This is a genomic window from Desulfovibrio sp. JY (assembly GCA_021730285.1).
Taxonomy (GTDB): Bacteria; Desulfobacterota; Desulfovibrionia; order Desulfovibrionales; family Desulfovibrionaceae; genus Solidesulfovibrio.
The window spans coordinates 2886259-2905838 of record CP082962.1; the positions used below are offsets into that span (position 1 = coordinate 2886259).

The 19580-nt window shown below is 64.7% G+C and carries 17 protein-coding genes and 1 pseudogene; 10 read left to right on the plus strand and 8 right to left on the minus strand.

Translation table 11 applies throughout. From position 1 onward, the window contains the following. Positions 1–5 precede the first annotated feature (5 nt). Positions 6–380: a glycine cleavage system protein GcvH gene (gcvH, locus tag K9F62_12850; protein ID UJX39615.1), complete on the minus strand. Its 375-nt coding sequence runs from the start codon at positions 378–380 to the stop codon at positions 6–8. A 223-nt stretch (positions 381–603) separates the two neighbouring features. Between gcvH and K9F62_12855 the strand changes: the two genes are divergently transcribed. From K9F62_12855 to K9F62_12870, 4 genes and pseudogenes are all read left to right on the plus strand, one after another. Next, the gene (locus tag K9F62_12855) at positions 604–1299 is read left to right on the plus strand and encodes a methyltransferase domain-containing protein (protein UJX39616.1); all 696 of its coding nucleotides are present in this window, start codon (positions 604–606) and stop codon (positions 1297–1299) included. 13 nt (positions 1300–1312) lie between these two features. After that, a complete protein-coding gene (gene nikR / locus K9F62_12860; GenBank protein UJX39617.1) occupies positions 1313–1732 on the plus strand; it encodes a nickel-responsive transcriptional regulator NikR in 420 nt (139 codons plus the stop codon). 267 nt (positions 1733–1999) lie between these two features. Further along, the gene (gene folE2 / locus K9F62_12865) at positions 2000–2788 is read left to right on the plus strand and encodes a GTP cyclohydrolase FolE2 (protein UJX39618.1); all 789 of its coding nucleotides are present in this window, start codon (positions 2000–2002) and stop codon (positions 2786–2788) included. Between the two features lie 197 nt (positions 2789–2985). Continuing rightward, a pseudogene (locus tag K9F62_12870) lies at positions 2986–4917 on the plus strand (response regulator). A gap of 406 nt (positions 4918–5323) precedes the next feature. Here the strand turns inward: K9F62_12870 and K9F62_12875 are convergent. Both K9F62_12875 and K9F62_12880 read right to left on the minus strand, forming a co-directional pair. Further along, entirely contained in the window at positions 5324–6406 is a 1083-nt protein-coding gene (locus K9F62_12875; protein UJX39619.1) for an IS110 family transposase, read from the minus strand. 150 nt (positions 6407–6556) lie between these two features. Beyond that, the gene (locus K9F62_12880) at positions 6557–7132 is read right to left on the minus strand and encodes a hypothetical protein (GenBank protein ID UJX39620.1); all 576 of its coding nucleotides are present in this window, start codon (positions 7130–7132) and stop codon (positions 6557–6559) included. Between the two features lie 111 nt (positions 7133–7243). Between K9F62_12880 and K9F62_12885 the strand changes: the two genes are divergently transcribed. The 6 genes from K9F62_12885 (at position 7244) to K9F62_12910 (ending at position 14424) form a co-directional block, all read left to right on the plus strand. After that, positions 7244–7630 (plus strand): flagellar basal body protein, encoded by a 387-nt coding sequence (locus K9F62_12885; protein ID UJX39621.1) that lies wholly within the window; start codon positions 7244–7246, stop codon positions 7628–7630. A 292-nt stretch (positions 7631–7922) separates the two neighbouring features. Next, a complete protein-coding gene (locus tag K9F62_12890; GenBank protein ID UJX39622.1) occupies positions 7923–8936 on the plus strand; it encodes a sigma-54 dependent transcriptional regulator in 1014 nt (337 codons plus the stop codon). Between the two features lie 59 nt (positions 8937–8995). Further along, positions 8996–11995, plus strand: a complete 3000-nt coding sequence (locus tag K9F62_12895) for a tetratricopeptide repeat protein (protein ID UJX39623.1) — start codon at positions 8996–8998, stop codon at positions 11993–11995. Between the two features lie 112 nt (positions 11996–12107). Beyond that, a complete protein-coding gene (gene amrB / locus K9F62_12900) occupies positions 12108–12950 on the plus strand; it encodes an AmmeMemoRadiSam system protein B (GenBank protein UJX39624.1) in 843 nt (280 codons plus the stop codon). Between the two features lie 34 nt (positions 12951–12984). Then, positions 12985–13626 (plus strand): hypothetical protein, encoded by a 642-nt coding sequence (locus K9F62_12905; GenBank protein UJX39625.1) that lies wholly within the window; start codon positions 12985–12987, stop codon positions 13624–13626. Positions 13627–13677: 51 nt separating this feature from the next. Further along, positions 13678–14424 carry a hypothetical protein gene (locus K9F62_12910; protein ID UJX39626.1) on the plus strand — a complete coding sequence of 249 codons (747 nt, stop codon included), beginning with the start codon at positions 13678–13680 and terminating at the stop codon, positions 14422–14424. Positions 14425–14634: 210 nt separating this feature from the next. Here the strand turns inward: K9F62_12910 and pnp are convergent, their stop codons facing one another. The 5 genes from pnp to rbfA form a co-directional block, all read right to left on the minus strand. Continuing rightward, positions 14635–16869 carry a polyribonucleotide nucleotidyltransferase gene (gene pnp / locus K9F62_12915; protein UJX39627.1) on the minus strand — a complete coding sequence of 745 codons (2235 nt, stop codon included), beginning with the start codon at positions 16867–16869 and terminating at the stop codon, positions 14635–14637. A 167-nt stretch (positions 16870–17036) separates the two neighbouring features. After that, entirely contained in the window at positions 17037–17306 is a 270-nt protein-coding gene (gene rpsO, locus K9F62_12920) for a 30S ribosomal protein S15 (GenBank protein UJX39628.1), read from the minus strand. Positions 17307–17310: 4 nt separating this feature from the next. Next, positions 17311–18288, minus strand: coding sequence for a tRNA pseudouridine(55) synthase TruB (gene truB / locus K9F62_12925; GenBank protein ID UJX39629.1), 978 nt, complete (start codon positions 18286–18288; stop codon positions 17311–17313). Further along, positions 18278–19264: a bifunctional oligoribonuclease/PAP phosphatase NrnA gene (locus K9F62_12930; protein ID UJX39630.1), complete on the minus strand. Its 987-nt coding sequence runs from the start codon at positions 19262–19264 to the stop codon at positions 18278–18280. The genes truB and K9F62_12930 overlap by 11 nt, the downstream gene beginning before the upstream one ends. Next, the gene (gene rbfA / locus K9F62_12935) at positions 19245–19580 is read right to left on the minus strand and encodes a 30S ribosome-binding factor RbfA (protein UJX39631.1); all 336 of its coding nucleotides are present in this window, start codon (positions 19578–19580) and stop codon (positions 19245–19247) included. The genes K9F62_12930 and rbfA overlap by 20 nt, the downstream gene beginning before the upstream one ends.

Sequence of the window (19580 nt, forward strand, 5' to 3'; positions counted from 1 at the left end):
CGCGATCAGTGCTCGGCCTTGGAAATTTCCTCGTATTCCTCGGGCGAAAGCAGCCCTGCCGGCTCGGCCGACAGGCGCACCCGGAGCATCCAGCCTTCGCCGAAGGGATCGGCGTTGATCTTCTCCGGAGTGGCGTCAAGCTCTCCATTGATTTCGATAACTTCACCGGCTACCGGGCTGTAAAGCTCGCTGGCCGCCTTGACGGATTCCACGGAACCCATCTCCTGGCCGGGTTCGAGCTCGGTGCCCACGGCGGGCAGCTCCACATACGTGATGTCGCCGAGCTGTTCCTGGGCGAAGTCGGTGATGCCGATCACCGCGATTTCATCCTCGACCCGTACCCACTCGTGGGTCTTGGTGTAGAGCAGGTCCTTTAACATGGCGCGTGTCCCTCCATGACGTGTGCGGCTTGGCCCGCCGTGGCAAGGTTGGCGGGCTGGCTTCGAATACCCCTTTGCGCAGCCTGGGGCAAGACATGGGGCCGACCGGGGTGACTGTGTCAGCGAATAATCGTCGTCGCCGGGCCCGGTTGCGCTGGCGGGGCTTTCGCGGTAACACGGTTGATGCGGTCAATTGCACGAATGGTCCGCTATGGAGTCTTGTGTGTCCGCTAATTATGCCGCCATGCCACTTTTGGCCGCCAATTCGACCCCACCGGACTGGCGCGGCAATCAGTTGCGGCTTTCCATCGGCGGTTACGATTTCGATCTGCGCCGTGACCAGGACATGGACGCGCTGTGGGAGTCCCTGGGCCGGGACGGTTTCGGCTCGGACGAGCGCATGCCGTACTGGGCCGAAATATGGCCGGCGAGCCTGCTGTTGACCGCCTGGCTGGCGGTGCGGCAGGGCGACATTGCCGGCAGGCGCTGCCTGGACCTCGGCTGCGGCATGGGACTGTCGGCCCTGGCCGGGGCGGCCGTCGGCGGGCGCGTCGTGGCCGTGGATTACGAGGAGGCCGCCATCGTCCATGCCGCCCGCAACGCCGGGCAAAACGGCCTGAGCCTGGATCTGGCCGTCATGGACTGGCGCAGGCCCTGTTTTACGGCCGGGAGCTTCGATCGGATATGGGGCAGCGACATTTTATACGAAACCCGGTTTTACGCGCCCCTGGTTTCGCTTTTCCGGGAGCTTCTGGCTCCGGGCGGCCGTATCTGGCTGTCCCAGCCCTGGCGGCAGGTGTCGGAGCCGGTGTGGGAGCGTCTTTCCGGCGACGGCTTTACCGTCGTCAAGGCGCATGAGGAATCGGTGTCCTTTTCCACGTACCGCTCCACGGTGAGCCTTTACGAGATCAGTCTGTAAAAGGGGGAGGAACATGGGCCAGACGATTCGCTTCGGCGTGTCGCTCAATTCCGAGTTGCTCGAGAAGTTCGACGCGCTTTGCGACGAGAAAAGCTACCAGACCCGTTCCGAAGCCATCCGCGACCTGATCCGGGGCGTTCTGGTCCAGAAGGAGTGGGAACAGACCGACAAGGAAGTTGCCGGCGTGCTCACCCTGGTCTACGACCACCATACCTCGGATCTCGCCCAGCGGCTCATCGAGATCCAGCACGAGGACCACGAGGTGATCCTTTGCACCATGCATGTGCACATCGACCACCACAACTGCCTGGAAGCCCTGGCCCTGAAGGGGGCCGGCGAGGCCGTGCAAAAACTCTCCCAACGCCTCATCTCCACCCGGGGCGTCAAATACGGCAAGCTCACCCTGGCCACCACCGGCCAGGAAATCGTGTAGGAGCGAAGCGCGTGGGAGGGGCGTCGCCCCTCCCACACCCTCCCCATTGGGGGGGATAATCCCCCCCAAACCCCTTTTAACGATGGGTTTCTCTCTTCCACTTTACACTGCCGTCGCCGCACAGTATTGACGATTTCCCGTCCCTTTAATTTTTGCAGGGGGGTCCGGGGGGCCCTCGGCCTCCCGGCGGGGTGCAGGGGCAGCGCCCCTGTCGGAAGGGTCCAGGGGAGGCGCCGCCTCCCCTGGCCGCCGGAGGCATACGAATCCATGCGCGATGTACAGAGCGGACCGCCGGATGTGGCTATTGCCGTGGACCGGGTCGGCATAAAAGATTTCAAGCTGCCCCTGGTGGTGCGCGACCGGGCCAAGGGCCGCCAGCACACCGTGGCTGAGGTTGAGCTGTCGGTCGATTTGCCGGCGCGGTTCAAGGGCACGCACATGAGCCGGTTCGTCGAGGCGCTTTCGGGCTTTGCCGGCGAGCTGGACCTCGTGTCCTTCCGCACCCTGCTTACGGACGTGCGTTCGCGCCTCGAGGCGGAAAACGCCCATCTGACCCTGCGTTTCCCGTATTTCCTGGCCAAGGCCTCGCCGGCTTCCGGGGCGCGTTCGCTCATGGATTACGCCTGCCAGTTGTCCGGGGAATTCGTGGGCGAGAAGTTTCGCCAGACGCTGACCGTGTCCGTGCCGGTGATGACGGTGTGCCCGTGCTCCCTGGCCATCTCCGACCAGGGGGCGCACAGCCAGCGAGCCCTGGTGACGCTGCGCTGCCGGTTTTCGGGCTTCGTGTGGCTGGAGGAGCTCATCGAACTGGCCGAGGCGGCCGGGTCCTCGCCGGTCTACGCGCTTTTGAAGCGCGAGGACGAAAAGCACGTCACCGAGCAGGCCTTTGCCAACCCGACCTTTGTCGAGGACGTGGCCCGGCGGGCGGCCAGCGCCCTGGCCGCGCACCCCAAGGTCACCTGGTACCAGGTGGACGTGGAGAGCTTCGAGTCCATCCACAACCACAGCGCCTTTGCCGGCATCGAGGGTGTGAACGCGCCTGGAAACGGGGCATGATGCATCTTTCTTTGAAATAGGTTCACCTATAACTCTCGCTGCCCCGGCTTCCCTGGTTCGAAAGACGGCTCCGGGACCATGATTCGTCCCGGTTTGGGCCCGAAAGAGTGCGATTTCGGCAGAAATCGTGGCATAAAACGTCATTTGTTCGCTGGATGGCCTTGCCGGGCGGGGGAGGCCCGGGTATTGGTAACCCCATGACGCTCCCCGGTTTGCCCCTAACCGAATGCGAGAGGATTTTGCAGCTCGCCCCGGTGTCCATCATGACCGTGGACGCCGCGGGGACCATCCTCTTCGTCAACGACTGGCATCTGGCCAATTTCGCCCGGGGCAAGCGCGGCCGGGATTTTTTTATCGGCCGCAAGCTGCAGGAACTGCCCGGCATCGTGTCCGCCGGCATCGTCGAGGACATCAAGGCCGTGCTGGCCGGAAAGCCCATCCATCTGGAAAGCGTCTACACCGACGAATGCAGCGGCGGCCAGTCGGCCTATCAGAACATCCGGGGCATTCCCCTTTGCGACGCCGGCAAGGTGACCGGCGCCATTTTCATTCGCGAGGACGTGACCAAGCTCGTCATGGCCCAGCACCTGCTTGGGGAAAACCAGGCCATCTTCAAGGCGCTTTTAAACGCCACGCACGATTCCATCATCCTGTCCGACCTCGACGGCTACATCCTTGTGCTCAATGAGGAAGCGGCCCGGCGGCGCGGCCATCCCGTCGACGCCCTGGTCGGGACGAGCCTTTTCAAGTTCATGCCCGCCGCCCAGGCCGAGGCGCGCCGCACGTACCTGAAGGAGTCGGTGGAGAAGGGCACGCTCGTTTCCTACGAGGAGCGCCACGAGGACCGCTACTTCCTGGTGAGCCTGTGCCCCATCGCCGACGACCATGGCCGGGTGATATTTATGGCCAGCTATTCCCGGGACATCACCATGCTCAAAGAGACCGAGGCCCAGCTGCGCCGGGAACGGGAGCTGGCTTTCTCGGCCAGCCAGGCCAAGTCGCAGTTTCTCGGCAACATCACCCACGAGTTGCGCACGCCCTTAAACGGCATCATGGGTGCGACCCAGCTGGCCCAGCAAGGCAGCGGCGAGGAAGAGCAGGCCGAGCTGTGGGACATTGTCGCGGATTCGGGGCAGCGGCTGCTGGCCATCGTCAACAATGTGCTGGAGCTGGCCGACATCGACGCGGCGGCCATCGAGCCGGTGCTTTCGGGCTGCGACGTGCGGGGACTCATGGAGAATCTGGCCCGGAATTATTCCATACGGGCCAAGGCCAAAAATATCGATTTCGCCGCGCGCGTCGATCCCCGCATCCCGCGACGGCTGATCGGCGACGTTTTCCGGCTGCGCCAGATCCTGTCCAACCTGGTCGACAATGCGCTCAAGTGCACGAACCAGGGACGCATCGACATCCGGGTGAAGCTGATCTCCACCAGCCGCATCGCCTTCGCTCCCAACTACCGCAACCTGCTTTTCATGGTCCGCGACACCGGCATTGGCATCGCCAAGGATTTGCAGGACAGGATTTTCGAGGATTTCGAACTGGCCGAGCACTACCTGACCAAGCGGGTGAGCGGGGCGGGCCTGGGGCTTTCCATCGCGCGCCATCTGGTCGAGATGCTCGGGGGGCGCATCTGGGTCAAAAGCGCGCCCGACCGGGGCAGCACGTTTTATTTCACCATCCCCTTCGCCCTGCCGGACTACGAGTGCCGGGACGCTTCGGTGGTCTATGCCAGCGAGGACGCGGTGTTCCATCCGGGCGAGTACACGGTGCTCCTGGTCGAGGACGAGCGCATCAACCGGCTGACCACCGGCCGCACGCTCGCCCGGCTCGGCTACAAGGTGCTGGAGGCGGCCAACGGCCAGGAGGCCCTGGCGACGCTGGCCAGGGACAAGGCCGACATCATCCTCATGGACATCCAGATGCCGGTCATGGACGGCATCGAATGCACCCACCACATCCGAAACGGCGAGGTGCCGGGGCTGGCCAAACGCATCCCCATCGTGGCGCTCACCGCCTACGCCAGCGAAAAGGACCGGGAACGGTTCCTGCGCCTGGGCATGAACGACTACCTGGCCAAGCCCCATACCATCGAACAACTTGGCGAAGTGCTGGAAGCCAATTTGAAGGCGAACGAGGAGAGAAAGGAAGATGCGAGAGGGGAACCCTTTTTGAAAAAAGGGTTCCCCTCTCGCGCTCTCCCCTCCTAAAAACTTTTAGCGGTGACAGGCTGTTATCGTTAAAGGTCTTTCCTATGTGGCCCGAAGTCAAGCCGGCTGACGCAGTCTAACCGCCCGTTTCCTATTCGCGCCCGAAGCGCCAAGTACCGATTCGGTAGTTTTCGGATTTTCGCCATTTGAGAAACGCCGCCATGCGGCCAGACTTTTCCGCGACCAATCCGAAAAATTGTTGGCTGTTAGGCTTTCAGTCTTCCCTACTCGTTGCCACAGGTCCTTGTTGGCGCTGCAATACCCTCTTGGCGGGCGAGGAGCACGGGGCTTCCCAGAGCCGGCGTGATCCTCGCCCGCCGCCGTTTCACGCCATAACCGCCTCAAATCGGTACGCTCGTTTCTCCAGGCTCAGCCGCCACAAAATGATGGCCAGTTTTCGAGCTAAGGCTGTGATGGCCTTTTGGGCCAGGCCGCTTTTCCCCAGCAACTTGTGATACCAGGCCTGAGCCTTCGGATCGTGTGCGCGCCATTTCCAGGCCGCCTCCACTAAAAGACTTCGCAGTTTGGTCTGCCCCACGGGCCGTAACCTGGCCCGGCCCTTGCTCTCGCCGCTCTGGCGCACCATGGGGGCAAGTCCCAGATAGCTTGTCACCTCTTCGGCCCGGCTGAAACGTTCCGGCTGAAACAACTCCAGACGGAAGGTCGCGGCGATGAGCGGCCCCACACCGGGCACGGTGCGCAGGCACTTGATGACTTTGTCATGCTCTCCCTGGCGGCAAATTGTCTCAAGTTGCTGTTCAACGAGGGACAATTCGCTGGTGATGGCATGCATCTCCCGCACAAAACTTTCCAGCGTATACCGGGCAGCCTGATGCATGGGCAGTTTAAGCAGGGATGCTACAGCGACCTTGCTCCAGTATTTCAGATTGGGTGGTTCGGTAAGGCCCAAAAAAAGCAGATGGGAATGGATGCGCAGTTTCACACGACGCAGGTCGTCGGCCAGATCGTGTCGTCGGCGCTCCAGGCTCCTCTGGGCTTCTTGCTCCTCGGTCGGCACGGCGATGGGACGCAGCATCCCCTTGGCGGCGTAATCGGCCAGTTTGACGCAATCGAGCCGGTCTGTTTTTGCGCCCCAGACCACGGGGCGGGGAATCCGACTGGGAGCCGCCACGAGATTGGGAATCCCTGCCTTTGTGAGCGCTCTGGACAGGGTGAATCCGGTCGGCCCGGATTCACTGGCCGCCATGGCCACGGTGACGCCCACCGCGGCCAATTTGTCGATCAGAGCCTGCGGGCTCGCCGACATCACCAAGGTGTGGACGACTCCATCAAACCGACGTAACGCAACAAAATAACTATTTTTATGGACATCCAATCCGACAAAAAAAGATCGACCTTGTGAAGCCTCCACAAACGCTTGAAGTTGGGATAACGCTTGTCCTGCCATGTTGGTCTCCTCGCCTCGTTTGTGTCTACGAGCACATTTACTGGCACTATCAGCCAGTTTGAGGGTCGAGGCCAACATGGTATTTGGAAAGGGGGGCTGGGGGGAGAACCTTTCTGCAAGAAAGGTTTCCCCCCAGGTGGCTTCTCTCCTCTATTTTTCCCTCGACGGCGGTTGGTGCAGGAAGAAGGTGCCTTCGGAGCGCAGGATGTCGGCGTTGCAGGGCGAGACGGCGGCCTTAAGTTCCGCTTCCGAGTTGCCGAATACATAATTAGTGAGGGTATAGAGCAGCTTGCCCCGGGCCAGGAACGTCTGGCGCACGAGCTGGTAGCGCACCACACCCTGCTCGTCGGCCACGTTGCGCAGGTAGATGGCGTCGTAGGCCCGTCTGCCTTGTAGCAGCGACGGCCGGCACATGACGTTGTAGCCCTTGAGCTTGTCCGCGACGTAGGCCTTGACCAGCTCGCAGTTGGCGAAGTCCGAGGCGGTGGGCAGGAAATCATCGGGGCGTTCGCTGACGCACACGTAGAAGCTGCATTCCCCGTTTTTCGCCGTGACCGAGGTCAGGCAGGACGGCGTTTGCTCGGCCGTGACTTCCCAGCCCCGGGGCGGTACGAAGCTGAAGAGATACTGTTTGTTGACGTAGCGTTTGAGCTGTTGCGGTTCCTTGCATCCCCAAAGCGGGGCCAGACAGGCGCAAAGCAGGCAGGCGGAAGCGAAAAGGCGCATGGCCGGGCTGTAGCATGGCCTTTGCGCTCCGGCAACCGGATGGTCCTTGCCAAGGGTCCGGGGCTGCTTTATCGTGGATAAGTCGGGAAACGGTTTTTTCGGAGGCAGGTCATGACAGACGCCATATCCGCCGCCCAGTCGGCCCTCGGAGCCATGTCCACGTCCATGGCGGTCACGGCCAACAACGTGGCCAACGTCAATACCGACGGCTACACGTCCAAGGAAGCCCGCCTGTCCACCGGTCCCGACGGCCAGGGCACGCAGGTGTCCGCCATCGTCGAGGAGACTGCCGACGCCGGCCTTCGCGCGGAAACCGTGGGCGTCGAAAACCAGGCCGGCGCGTACGAGCCCACCGAGGATATGGTGGCGATGAGCAACGTCGACCTGGTCCGTCAAAACGTCAACATGATCCAGGATTCGCGCGCCTTCGAGGCCAATGTGGCCGTGATCCGCACCGCCGACGACATGGCCGGCACGCTGCTCGACCTGCGCGTCTGATCCCCGGGCCGCGCCTGGGCGGCCGTCTGGCCCCTTTCCCGATACGATCCGCTTCCGTTGCCGCCTGCCATCCGCAAGGCGGCGCGCCAAACCGCCGGCTGCCTGGGTGGCGGTGTCTTTTCCAGGACGCTTCGTATCAGGCGTCATGCCGGTAATCTCCCGCTGTCCTTCTTCCACGCGCCATTGCCGCGTCTTTTTTGGTGTCTTTTTCCGTCAGGAAATTGACTGTGCCGCGCCGACGCTATAGGAAATGGAAAGCCGCCAGGAATGCGGTCTTTTTTCCGGAGGCCAGATGGAACTGAACCTTTCCGGCATGGTGGGCCAGAGTCCCTGCCTGGGCGAAGTCATACGCGTGCTCGCCAAAGTCGCGCCCACCGACAGCACGGTGCTGGTCACCGGCGAGTCGGGTACGGGCAAGGAACTGCTCGTGCGCGCCCTGCACAACAACAGCGGCCGGGCCGGCAAGCCGTTTGTTCCGGTCAACTGCGGGGCCATCCCCCGCGAACTCCTCGAATCCGAACTCTTCGGCCACGAAAAGGGGGCCTTCACCTCGGCCGTGCGTTCACGCCAGGGCCGCTTCGAGCTGGCCGAAGGCGGCACCATCTTTCTCGACGAAATCGGGGAAATGGACCTGAGCCTCCAGGTGAAGATCCTGCGGGCGCTGCAGGAAAAGGAATTCGAGCGCGTGGGCGGCGGCAAGACGCTCAAGGCCGACGTGCGCATCGTGGCCGCCACCAACCGCGACCTGGAAGTCGAGGTCGAGGCCGGCCGTTTTCGCGAGGACCTCTATTACCGCCTGAACGTCATTCCCCTGCATCTGCCGCCGCTGCGCGATCGGGGGGAGGACATCCTGCTTCTGGCCGATCATTTCCTGCGCCGCTTCTGCCAGCAAAAAAAACGGACCACCCTGACCTTTACCGACGAAGCCCGTTCCATGATCCTGTCCTATCCCTGGCCGGGCAATGTGCGGGAGCTGGAAAATTTCATGGAGCGGTTGTCGATCCTGTGCGAGCACGACGTGATCGTCGTTTCCGATCTGCCGCGCAAGATTCTCGACAACGCCGGGGTTGCCCCGCCGGTGGTGCCTGTGGTGACCGTGCCGGCGGGCTTTCGCTGGCCGCGCCTGGGCGATATGGTGGAACAGGGCATGGGGCTGAAGGAATTCTTCGACGTCATGGAGGAAAAGCTCCTCCTCGAAGCCCTGGAAAAGGCCGGCGGCGTAAAGAACCAGGCGGCGGAACTGCTTGGCATCAAGCGCACGACGCTGATCGAAAAGCTCAAAAAGCGCGACCTGGCGGGAGACTAGGCGTCGGTGGCGGCACCGGCGCATCGTGTCGCAGCACGTTCCTTGCAAGGGGATGCGGCGTGAGCCTTACCCTGCCTGCCGGTCTCCGGCGTCTTTTCCTCGCGGCCTTGCTGGTCGCACTCTGGGCCGGCCCGGCCCAGGCCTTGTCCGTTTCCACCATTACGCGTCCCGACACCGACTCGCTGATTCTCCAGTTTTCCAGGCCCGGGGCCTATCCGACCATCGCCCGGACCGGCCCGGCCGAAATCACCCTGACCTTTCCGCCCGGCATTCTGGCCAAGGAGGACAAGCCCGAGGCCGTCGATTTCAAGTCCTCGCGCCTGATCGAGGCGATGCGCGAAAGCGGCGACACGCTGGTGGTGCGCCTGAAAACCGACGCTTTCGGCTTCGTGGGCTGGCCCCAGGGTGAGCAGGAACTCAAGCTGCAGGTCTACCGCGATCCGGCAGGGGCCAACTGGACGCCCGCGTCAAAGGCGCAGCAGGGGCCGGATACCACCATGCCGCCCCGCGCCGCCGCTGCGCCGGCCGCTTCGTCCCTGAAGCTGCCCGTCACGCCGCCGAACAACAAGCCCGGCCCGTTGCATCTGCCGCCGCTGCCGGCCACCCTGGCGGACAACAAAGGCCCTGGGCCGGCCCGCCCCGGCGGTCCGCTGCCGGCACCTGAGCGCGCCGGCAAGAAGCCCGATGCGCCCAAGGAGCCGTTTTACGCCGTGCCCTATTCGATGCGGGCCACGGCCATGCATGTTTCCGCCGACAAATCCCCGACGCTGCGTCCGGCCGGCATGGAAGCCCCGACCCTGGCCGACGCGCGCGCCCCCTCGGCCCTGCCGCCGTCGACGCCGTCCCGGACGCCGGGCGGCAGCGGGGCGGGGGAATACCGCGTCAAATTGCCGCCGATTCCGCCGGCCGTGGCCGCCGCCGGCGAGGCGCGCGGGGCCGTGGCGCCGCCCGGTCCGACGCCGTCCGCCCCGAACAAGACCGCTGCCGCGCCACCGCCCGATGCGGCGCATGGCGGCGCGTCCCATGGCGACGTGGCCAAGGCCGAAGCGCCTGCGGGCAAGCCGCACGGGGCCGAAGGCGAAACGCCGCCTCCCATGGAGGAGGACCACGACGCCAACAGCCTCGTCGCCGCCCAGGCCGAGAAACTGGCCGGCAACTACGAAGCGGCCAGGAACATGCTGACGAGCCTCAAGAATGCGCCCGGCCTCAAGCCCGATCTGTACGAAGAAACGCTGCAAACCCTGGCCGGCCTCTACGTCGATATGTACAAGGACGACCCGGCCGCCCATTACGACGAAATCCAGGGCGCGCTGCTCGAGGCCATGAATGCCAACACCAACTCCTACCGGGTACCGCAGGATCTGCTCCAGCTCGGCATGCTGAATCTGCGGGTGGGCAACCTGCCCGAGGCCAAGGGCTATTTCAATGTCCTGACCCGCAAGTATCCGACGGACGCCAACGTGCCGCTGATCAACTTCTATTGGGGCGAGTATTATTTCGATCGCGGCGAGTACAAGAAGGCGGCCAAGGAGTACCAGCAGCTCATCGAGAAGTATCCGGAGAGCAAATACGTGCGCGAGGGGGCCATGGGCCTGGCCAAGACCCTGGTGCGGCTGGAACAGTACAAGGAAGCGGCCCAGATCGCCGACTACATCAACAAGCGCTGGCCCCGGTATTATGTGGAGTTCCCGCCCATCTTGCGCATAGACGGCGACATTGCCTATAAAAACGGCGATTTCAAGAAGGCGCGCGAGGACTATCTGACCTTTTACAATATGACCCCCAAGGCCAAGGACACCGATCTTGTCCTGGCCCGGCTCGGCGACATCTACGCCAAGCTCGGCAACCGTCCGGCGGCGGTGGATTTCTACAACATGGCCATCAAGGACTATCCCAACCAGGAAGGCGGGCTTATTGCCAAGATGCGCCTGGCCGAGCAGGGGGTGCACGACCAGCCCACCGTCTCCGAGATGTTCTCGCTTTTCGACAAGCCCCAGCAGGAGAGCCCCGAGACCATCTACGAGGGGATCATCCGCGACCATCCCAACAGCCCGCTGGCTCCCCTGGCCCAGATCAAGCTGGCCATGTGGCATCTGTATCGCCAGAACTATCCCGAGAGCCTCAAGGCGGCGGCCCGGTTCCTGGAGCGTTATCCCCAAAACGAGCTGGCCTCCAAGGCCGAGGAAGTGGCGGTCACGGCCTTCGAAAAGATGGCCGGCGACCTGATCGACCACAAGGACTATCCCCGGCTGGTGGCGGCCTACAAGGACAACCCCGTCCTGGCCGCCAACAGGGGCCTTTTATCCGACAAGACCCGGCTCGGGCTGGCGCTGGCCTATCTGCGCACGGGCGACGAGCGTTCCGCCCTGGCCGAGGCGCTGCCCTATATCGGGCCCAGGGAAAACGACAACGGCAACATGGCCTTGGCCCTTTCCATGAACGTGTACCGCAAGGAAAAGGCCTGGCGGGACATCGTCGAGCTGGCCAGGAAGGTCAAGGACTGGAAGTTCGGTCCGACGCGGCGGCGGGAACTCGAATACAACGTGGCCGAGGCCCTGGAAAACCTGGGCGATTCCAGGCGCGCCCGGGAACTGTGGCGACGGCTGGCCGGGGACGAGCTGCTGGAGACGGAAAAGCGCTGTTATGCCATGTATTTCATGGCCAAGGCGGCCATGGCCGACAAGGATCTGGAAAATGCCGAACTGTATGCCGGGGAGGCCGCCTTCATGTTCAAGGAGACGGGGCAGGACCCGGACAAGCGCAAGGCCTCGCTCAACATCCTGGTCGAATCGACCCGGGGGCTCGGCCAGTACGGCAAGGCGCTCAAGTGGGCCGGGGAATACGCTTCGCTGTGCAAGGAAGGCGACGACGACTGGGCCAGCAACCGGCTGCGCATCGCCGCCATCCAGCGGGCCATGGGCGATGTGGACGGCTGGCGCAAGACGCTGACCGCCATGCGCGATGCCGCCCCGGATTCCCTCTACGGCCGCATGGCCGCTTCCGATCTGGCCACAAGCGGCCTACAGCAAAGCCTCAACGCCCTCACCCAGAAGCCGTAAGACGTCGGCTTCGCCATCGCCTCCCTTGTCAAGGCGGCCCGAAGCAGGCTAGGACATCCATACTGCCCTGTGTCCCGACGTCCTGTCCGCCGCGCGGGGCGAGGAGGGAGCCATGTCCGTTGCGTCGTCCTCTTCCGTTTCGTCCATGATCCGCCAGCCCGTCGTGGCCGGCCGTTTCTATCCTGGCGATCCGGCCGGGTTGCGCCGCGAGGTGGCCGGCTATCTGGGGCAAGCCGCTCCCCGGTCCGAAAAGCCGACCCTCCTGGCCATGGTGCCCCACGCCGGCTACGTCTTCAGCGGTTCCGTGGCCGGGCGCACCCTCGGCGCGGCCAGGCTTGCCGACACGATCCTGCTCCTTGGCCCCAACCATACCGGGCGCGGCGCGCGGCTTGCCGTCTGGCCCGAGGGGGCGTGGCTGGTCCCGGGCTGCGAAGTGCCGGTGGACGCCGGGCTGGCCGGCCAACTGCTCGCCGCCGAGCCGCGTCTGACGCCCGATGTCGCCGCCCATCTGGGCGAGCATTCCCTGGAAGTGGAGCTGCCGTTCTTGTGCGCGGTCAACCCCGGGGCGCGCATCGTGCCGGTGTGCGTGGCCGAGCCCGACCCCGCCGTGCTGCGCGAGGTGGCCGGGTCCATCGTTGCGGTCCTTGGCGCGCTGGAGCGGCCGGTTTCCATCGTGGTCAGCTCGGACATGAGCCACTATATTTCCCATAACGCTGCCAAAAAGCGCGATTCCATGGCGCTCTCCCGCGTCCTGGCCCTCGATCCCGAGGGACTTTGCCAGGTGGTGCGCCGTGAAGGCATCACCATGTGCGGCGTGATGCCCATGGCCCTGGGCCTTTTCGTGGCCCTGGGGCTTGGCGCGCGGGAGGCGACCCTTGCCGCCTATGCCACGTCCGGGGAGGTGACGGGCGACATGGAGCAGGTTGTGGGCTATGCCGGAGTACTTGTTTCCTGACAACCGCCAACCGCCCGGTGCAAGGAGATGCCGTATGCGACGTATCCTTTGCGTGCTGCCGTTGACGAGCGCCTTGATCCTGATTCTTTCCACCTTTGCCGGTGCCCAGTTCGGCCTGCTCAAGCAGGGCATCGACGCCGTAACCAGCGGCAAGCAAGCCGCGACGCCGGGAGCGGGGTCGGCCGCCGCGCCGGCGACCGGCGGGGCCGGAGTGCTCGCCAGCGACACCACCTACAAGAACACGGCCCGCAATTTCGCCTTTACCATCCCGGCCGGCTGGAAGCTGGAAAACGGCGATCCGGCCAGCGAATCGGTGCTCTTTATGAAACCCGGCACCACCTGGTCGTTTCAGTTCCACCTCGAGCAGATGGTGCCGAGCTTTCCGCGCAAGGCTTCGGTTGCCGCGTCGCTTAAGCAGGCCAAGGAAATGGTGCAGATCAAGAAGTACCTGGAGGCCCGGCGGCGCGATGACGGCGACGCCAAGCGCAAATGCGGCGTCATCGGCTGGGAGGTTGTGGAAGCGCCCCAGAAAAACGGCTACCAGCGCATCATCTGGCAGGCCTATGACGGGGAGAACTTCTACATGAATTTCATGGCCGCCAGCGAAAACGGCCAGTTCGAGGCGGCCAGGGACACCCTGCGCCGCATCATGGACTCGATCCGGTTCTGCCGGTAGAAGCAATCACCGGCCGGCGTTTGCCGGTCCGGAATATCATCAAGAGGACCTATGAAACGCACCACCCTTTCCATGCCGGTTGGCCGGCTGGCGACGGCTTTGGCCCTTTGTTTCCTGCTTGCCTCCTGCGCGGTCTACACACCGCCGAATCCGCAAATATCGAACGTGGTCAACCCGGCCGCCCTGCCCGGCGCGGCGCGCACGGCCGACTGGGACATCGGGGCGGTGCGCTACCAATGGCAGGGCCGGGGGCTCAATTATTATGACGCCGGCCTTGCCCCGGTGCTGCTTCTGGTCAGCAACCATTCCGGCCGCTATCCGGTCATCTATGCCCAGGAATGCCGGGGGATCGGCGTCGGCGGGGCGGAGTACGCGCCGTATTCCGTGGACCAGGCGGCCGAACTGGTTTTCGCCTCCACGGCCTATCGGAAAAGCGCCGAGGCGGCGGTGGTCGGGGGCCTTACCGGCGCGGCAGTCGGAGCCGGGCTCGGGGCGCTGATCGGCTCGGGTTTCAACCACGGCTGGGGCGCGGGACCGGGGGCCCTGATCGGGGCCGGCGCCGGGGCCATCGGCGGCGCGGCGCTTTCCCAGCAGCCCTCCATGGACCAGTACCGGGCCTCGCTGTACCAGGAGATGGGCACCTATGCCTGGCGGCCGTCGCCGGTGCCGCCGGGCGGCCTCATGCCCGGCTACCTCTACTTTCCGGTCTCGGCCGGCGTCCATTCGCTGCGGGTGATCGTGCACGCGGAAAACCAGGTCCAGACCTTCATCATCCCCGTGGACATGCCGGTCTGGTAGACTGGGCCGGCTTCCAAACGATCGCAAACCGGCTCCGGGCCTTCGCCCGGAGCCGGTTTTTTCATGGAACGCGGCGACAAAAAAAGAGCCTCCCGTTCGGAAGGCTCCCTTGTATTGGTGTAGCTGCGGTGAGACGAGAAAGTTTAGGAAAGGGAGAGCGCGAGAGGGGAGAACCCTTTTCAAAGGGTTTCCCCTCTCGCACTGTAAACGCTAGTCGCGGTCGCGATGGCCGCGGTCACGGCCGCCGCGGTCGCGGTCGAACCCGCCGCGACGGTCGCCGCCGGGACGACGCGGACCGCTGGTCTTGGCATAATCGGCCGGATCGTAGGGGATGCCGCGTTCTTCGTTGAGAACCGCCTTGCGCGACAGGCGGATGCGGCCCGAAGGCTCCTGGTCCAGGACCTTGACCTCGATCTCCTGGCCGAGCTTGACCACGTCGGCCGGGCTGGCCACCCGCTCGACGTCGAGCTGGGACACGTGGCACAGGCCCTCGAGGCCGGGCAGGATCTCGATGATGGCGCCGCAGTCGATGACCTTGCGGACGATGCCCTTGTAGTTGGCGCCGACCTCGGCGTGCTGGTCGTAGTACGCGACGCGCGCCTTGGCCTTTTCCAGGGACTCCAGGGTGGGGGCGAAGATGGAGATCTTGCCCGAATCCTCGATGTCGATGGAAGCGCCGGTATCGGCCGTGATGGCCTTGATGTTCTTGCCGCCGGGTCCGATCACTTCACGGATTTTTTCCGGATTGATGTTGACCACGGCCAGTTGCGGCGCCAGGGGCGACAACTCCGGACGCGGCGCGGCCAGTTCCTCGGCCATGCGGCCGAGGATGTGCAGCCGGGCGTCCTTGGCCTGGGACAGCGCTTGGCGCATGACGGCCTGGGGAATGCCGGTGATCTTGATGTCCATCTGGATGCCGGTGACGCCGTTGGCCGTGCCGGCAACCTTGAAGTCCATGTCGCCCATGGCGTCCTCGTCGCCGAGGATATCGGTCAAGATGAGGAAGTCGTCGCCTTCCTTGATGAGGCCCATGGCGATGCCGGCCACGGGCTCCTTGACCGGAACGCCGGCGTCCATGAGCGCCAGCGACGCGCCGCACACCGAAGCCATGGACGAGGAACCGTTGGACTCCATCACCTGGGACACCACGCGCATGGTGAAGGGAAATTCGTCCGGACCGGGCAGCACGGGCAGGATGGAGCGCTCGGCCAGGGCCCCGTGGCCGATTTCACGGCGCGACGGGCCGCGCATGGGCTTGACCTCGCCCACGCAATAGGGCGGGAAGTTATAGTGGAGCATGAAACGCTTGTAGGTCTCGCCGTTTAACGTCTCGATTTTCTGCTCGTCGCCGGTGGAGCCGAGAGTGGCCACGCACAGGGACTTGGTCTCGCCACGGGCGAAGATGGTCGAGCCGTGGGTGCGGGGCAAAACGCCCACTTCGATGGCGATGGGGCGCACGGTCTTGGTGTCGCGGCCGTCGAGGCGGATGCCGGTTTCCTTGATAAGCTTGCGCAGGAGCTTCTTCTCCATGTCCGCGAGGATATCGCCGGCCTTGGCCTTGTAGGTCGGCTCGTCCGGGAAGGCGGCCAGCACGGCCTCGATGACGGTCTGCTTGACGGCCTTTCTGGCATCGCGCCGGGGCATCTTGTCCTTGATGGAGAAGGCTTCCCTGAGTCCGGCCTCGGCCGTCTCGTGGACGAGCTTTTCCAGTTCCGCGATGGGGGCTGGCGGGACGAAGGCGATCTTCGGCTTGCCGGCTTTCTCGCGCAGCTCCTCCTGGAGGTCGATTAAGGGCAGCACGCTTTTGTGCCCCCACTCCAGGGCATCGGCCAGCATGTCCTCGGAGACGAACTTGCCGCCGCCTTCGACCATGACCACCGCGTCGCGCGAGGCGGCGAAGGTCAGGTTGAGCGTGCTCTCGCCGGCCATCTGCTGGACGGTGGGGTTGAAGACGAACTGGCCATCCACGAAGCCCACCCGGCCGCCGGCGATGGGGCCTTCGAAGGGGATCTTGGAGATGTGCAGGGCGGCCGAGGCGGCGGTCAGGGCCAGCACGTCGGGCTCGACCACGCCGTCGGCGGAGAGCACCGTGGCGATGATCTGGACCTCGTCACGGAAGCCCTTGGGGAAAAGCGGCCGGCAGGGGCGGTCGATCAGCCGGCACACCAGCACCTCGCGCTCGGAGGGACGGCCGATCTCGCGGCGGAAGTACGAGCCGGGGATGCGGCCGGCGGCGTAGGACATTTCCTGGTAGTCGACGGTGAGCGGGAAAAAGCCTTTTTCCTCGGGCAGGACCTGGGTGCAGGCCGTGACCAGGACCACCGTGCCGCCGGACTGGACCCAGATGGCGCCGTCGGCCTGGTTGGCCAGGCGTCCGGTTTCCAGAATGATGGCGTTGCCGCCGATGTTCGCTTCGAGTCGGATGGGAGAAAATGGGGATGTCATGGGCACCTCGCTGAAAAAGGGGGGAATGCGGCGTATCGTGGCCGGCCCTCCCGCCATGCAGCAGGCGCGACGGCCACCGGGACCGGTGTCCCGAGGGCGGGCGCGCATAATGCATGTGCGGGAAGGCGGGAACCGGCCCGGAAAGGCCGGCTCCCGACGTGGCGGCGCTACTTGCGCAATCCAAGCTTAGCGATCAGGTCGCGGTAGCGCTGGATGTCCTTTTTCTTCAAATAGTTTAAGAGTTTCCGGCGCTGGCCGACCATTTTGAGCAAACCCGTCCGGGAATGGTAATCCTTGGGATGGGCCTTGAAATGGTCGGTCAGGTAGGTGATGCGCGCCGTCAGCAGGGCGACCTGGACCTCGGGAGATCCGGTGTCGCCTTCGTGCTTCTTGTGCTCCGTGATGACGCTTGCCTTGTCTTCGGCGGTCATAACCACAGCGTTATCCTCCATGGTTGGGGGTGGTTGTTCGCTCGGGGACGGTTTGTCCGCCGCGCCGGGCCGGCTGCGGGTCGCCGAAAAGACCGCGCAAAATGGCCCACCTTCGCGTGCCTTCCGTTTCTTCGACTTTGGCCAACGCCAGTGGCTGTCCGGCGTCGTCGGTCAGCAGGGCGCATCCGCCGGGAGCAACCGAGGCCCCGGCCCGCACACGCACGCCCTGGCGTACCAGGGCGGCCGTATCGGCGGGCAGGGCAATGGTGGCCCAGTGGGGAAGCGCCTGCCCGATGGGAATGATCCGTTCAGGCAGGGTTTCCGGGGCGGCCAGGATGTCATCCAGGCCATGCGCCTGCGTCAGGTCGAAGGGACGGCTGGCTTCCCGGGTCAGGGCGGTAAGTGCGGCGCCGCAGCCAAGTCGCTTCCCCAGGCTGTGGACCAGGGAGCGTATATAGACGCCAGCGGAAACCCGGACCCGAAATGTCGCCGACGGCAGGTCGATGGCAACGGCCTGCGCGTCGAAAACGGAAATTTTCTTGTGTTTGACAGGGGCGGCCAGACCCTGGCGGGCCAGGGCGTAAAGCGGCTTCCCCTGGTGCTTGGCCGCCGAGTAGGGCGGCACCTCCTGGCTTTCTTCCTGCGTCCAGGCGGCGATGGCCTCGGCCAGTTCGGCCGGGGCGATATGATCCCAGGCCGCTTCGGCGGTCACCGCGCCCTGGATGTCGTAGGTGTCCGTGGAAAGCCCCAGGCGCAATTGCCCCAGATAGGTCTTCTCGCCCTCCATGACGTAGGAGGCGAGTTTGGTCGCCTCGCCCAAAAGCACCACCAACACGCCGGCGGCCAGGGGATCGAGAGTCCCGGCATGGCCGATCTTCTTTTGTCCCAGGCGTTTGATGGCCGTCAGGCAGGCGGTGGAGGTCGGGCCCGACGGCTTGTCGAGCACCAGCACCCCGTGCAGTTGGGGCAGAGCGTTCCTAGGCGTCAATCGAATATTCCTTTGCCCCGGCAACGGCCTTGGACACGGCCGCAACGAGGATATCGGCGGATTCTTCCAGGGGATAGGCGAGTCTGCCGCCAGCGGCGTTTTTGTGCCCGCCGCCGCCAAACGAGGCGGCAACGGCCTGGATGTCGACGGCGCCGACCGAACGCAGGGAAAATTTTACGCCGCCCTCGGGCAGCTCACGCGCCAGGATGGCGGCGCGTACGCCCCGAACCCGGAGCGCGTTGTTGATCAGCCCCTCGCAGTCCTCGGGCCCTGTGCCCGTGCGGCGGAACATTTCCTGGGATATCCTGATAAGCCCCACCTGTCCATGGTCGGCCAGGCAAAGCTCGCCCAGCACCTCGGACCACAGCCGTATCCGGTTCATGGTCCACTGGTTTTTGATGCGCGCGCCAATGGCCCCGACGTCGAGGCCGTTCCGGATCAGTTCGGCCACGATCTCCATGCACACGGCCGAGGTGCCGCTGAAGCTGAAAAAGCCCGTGTCCGTGGCCAGGGCGGTGTAGAGGGCCTCGGCCAGGGGGCCGGAGAGCGGCACGCCCAGGTCCTTGGCGAGCAAGGCCACCATCTCGCCCGTGGCGCAACGGACCGGATCGACCCAGTTGATCAGGCCGAAGCCGGGATTGCCGAGGTGGTGGTCGATGACGATCATGCGGGCCGGATCGAGCACGGTTTCCAGGCGGCCCAGCCGGGGGCCGTCGCCGCAGTCGAGGACCACGGCCAGATCGTAGTCGTCGGCCGGCGGGACGTCGAGCAGGGGGGCCGGCAGTTCCAGCCAGCCGTACTGGGGCGGCACGGGGGAATCGTTTACCAGGGCGAACGACTTGCCGAGCGCTTCCAGAACGAATCCCATGGCGGCGGTCGATCCCAACGCGTCGCCGTCCGGGGCGGCATGGGCGGCGACCACGAAGGTGTGGCCTTCGCGGATCCGACGGGCGATTTCACGCCTCGGGTCGGGCATAGACCATGTCCTCCAGATAGGTGTCGCGGGCAAACCGCAGCTGGGGCACGGAGCGCAGGCGCAACCGCTTGCCAAGCAGCGTGCGCAAGAATCCCTTGGCCTGCTCGAGGCCTTCGGCCGCTTCGGCCAGCCGGGCCTCGTCGCCGCTTAGGGTGTAGTAGACCCGGGCGATGGAAAGGTCGGCATTCAAGGCCACGCCGCTTATGGTGACAAGCATGAGGCGGGGGTCCTGCACGTCCTCGACCAGGGCCGTGGCCATTTCCCGGGCGATCTGGTCGGCAAGGCGCGCCGAGCGGCGCGTAGGTTTGGCTTTCAT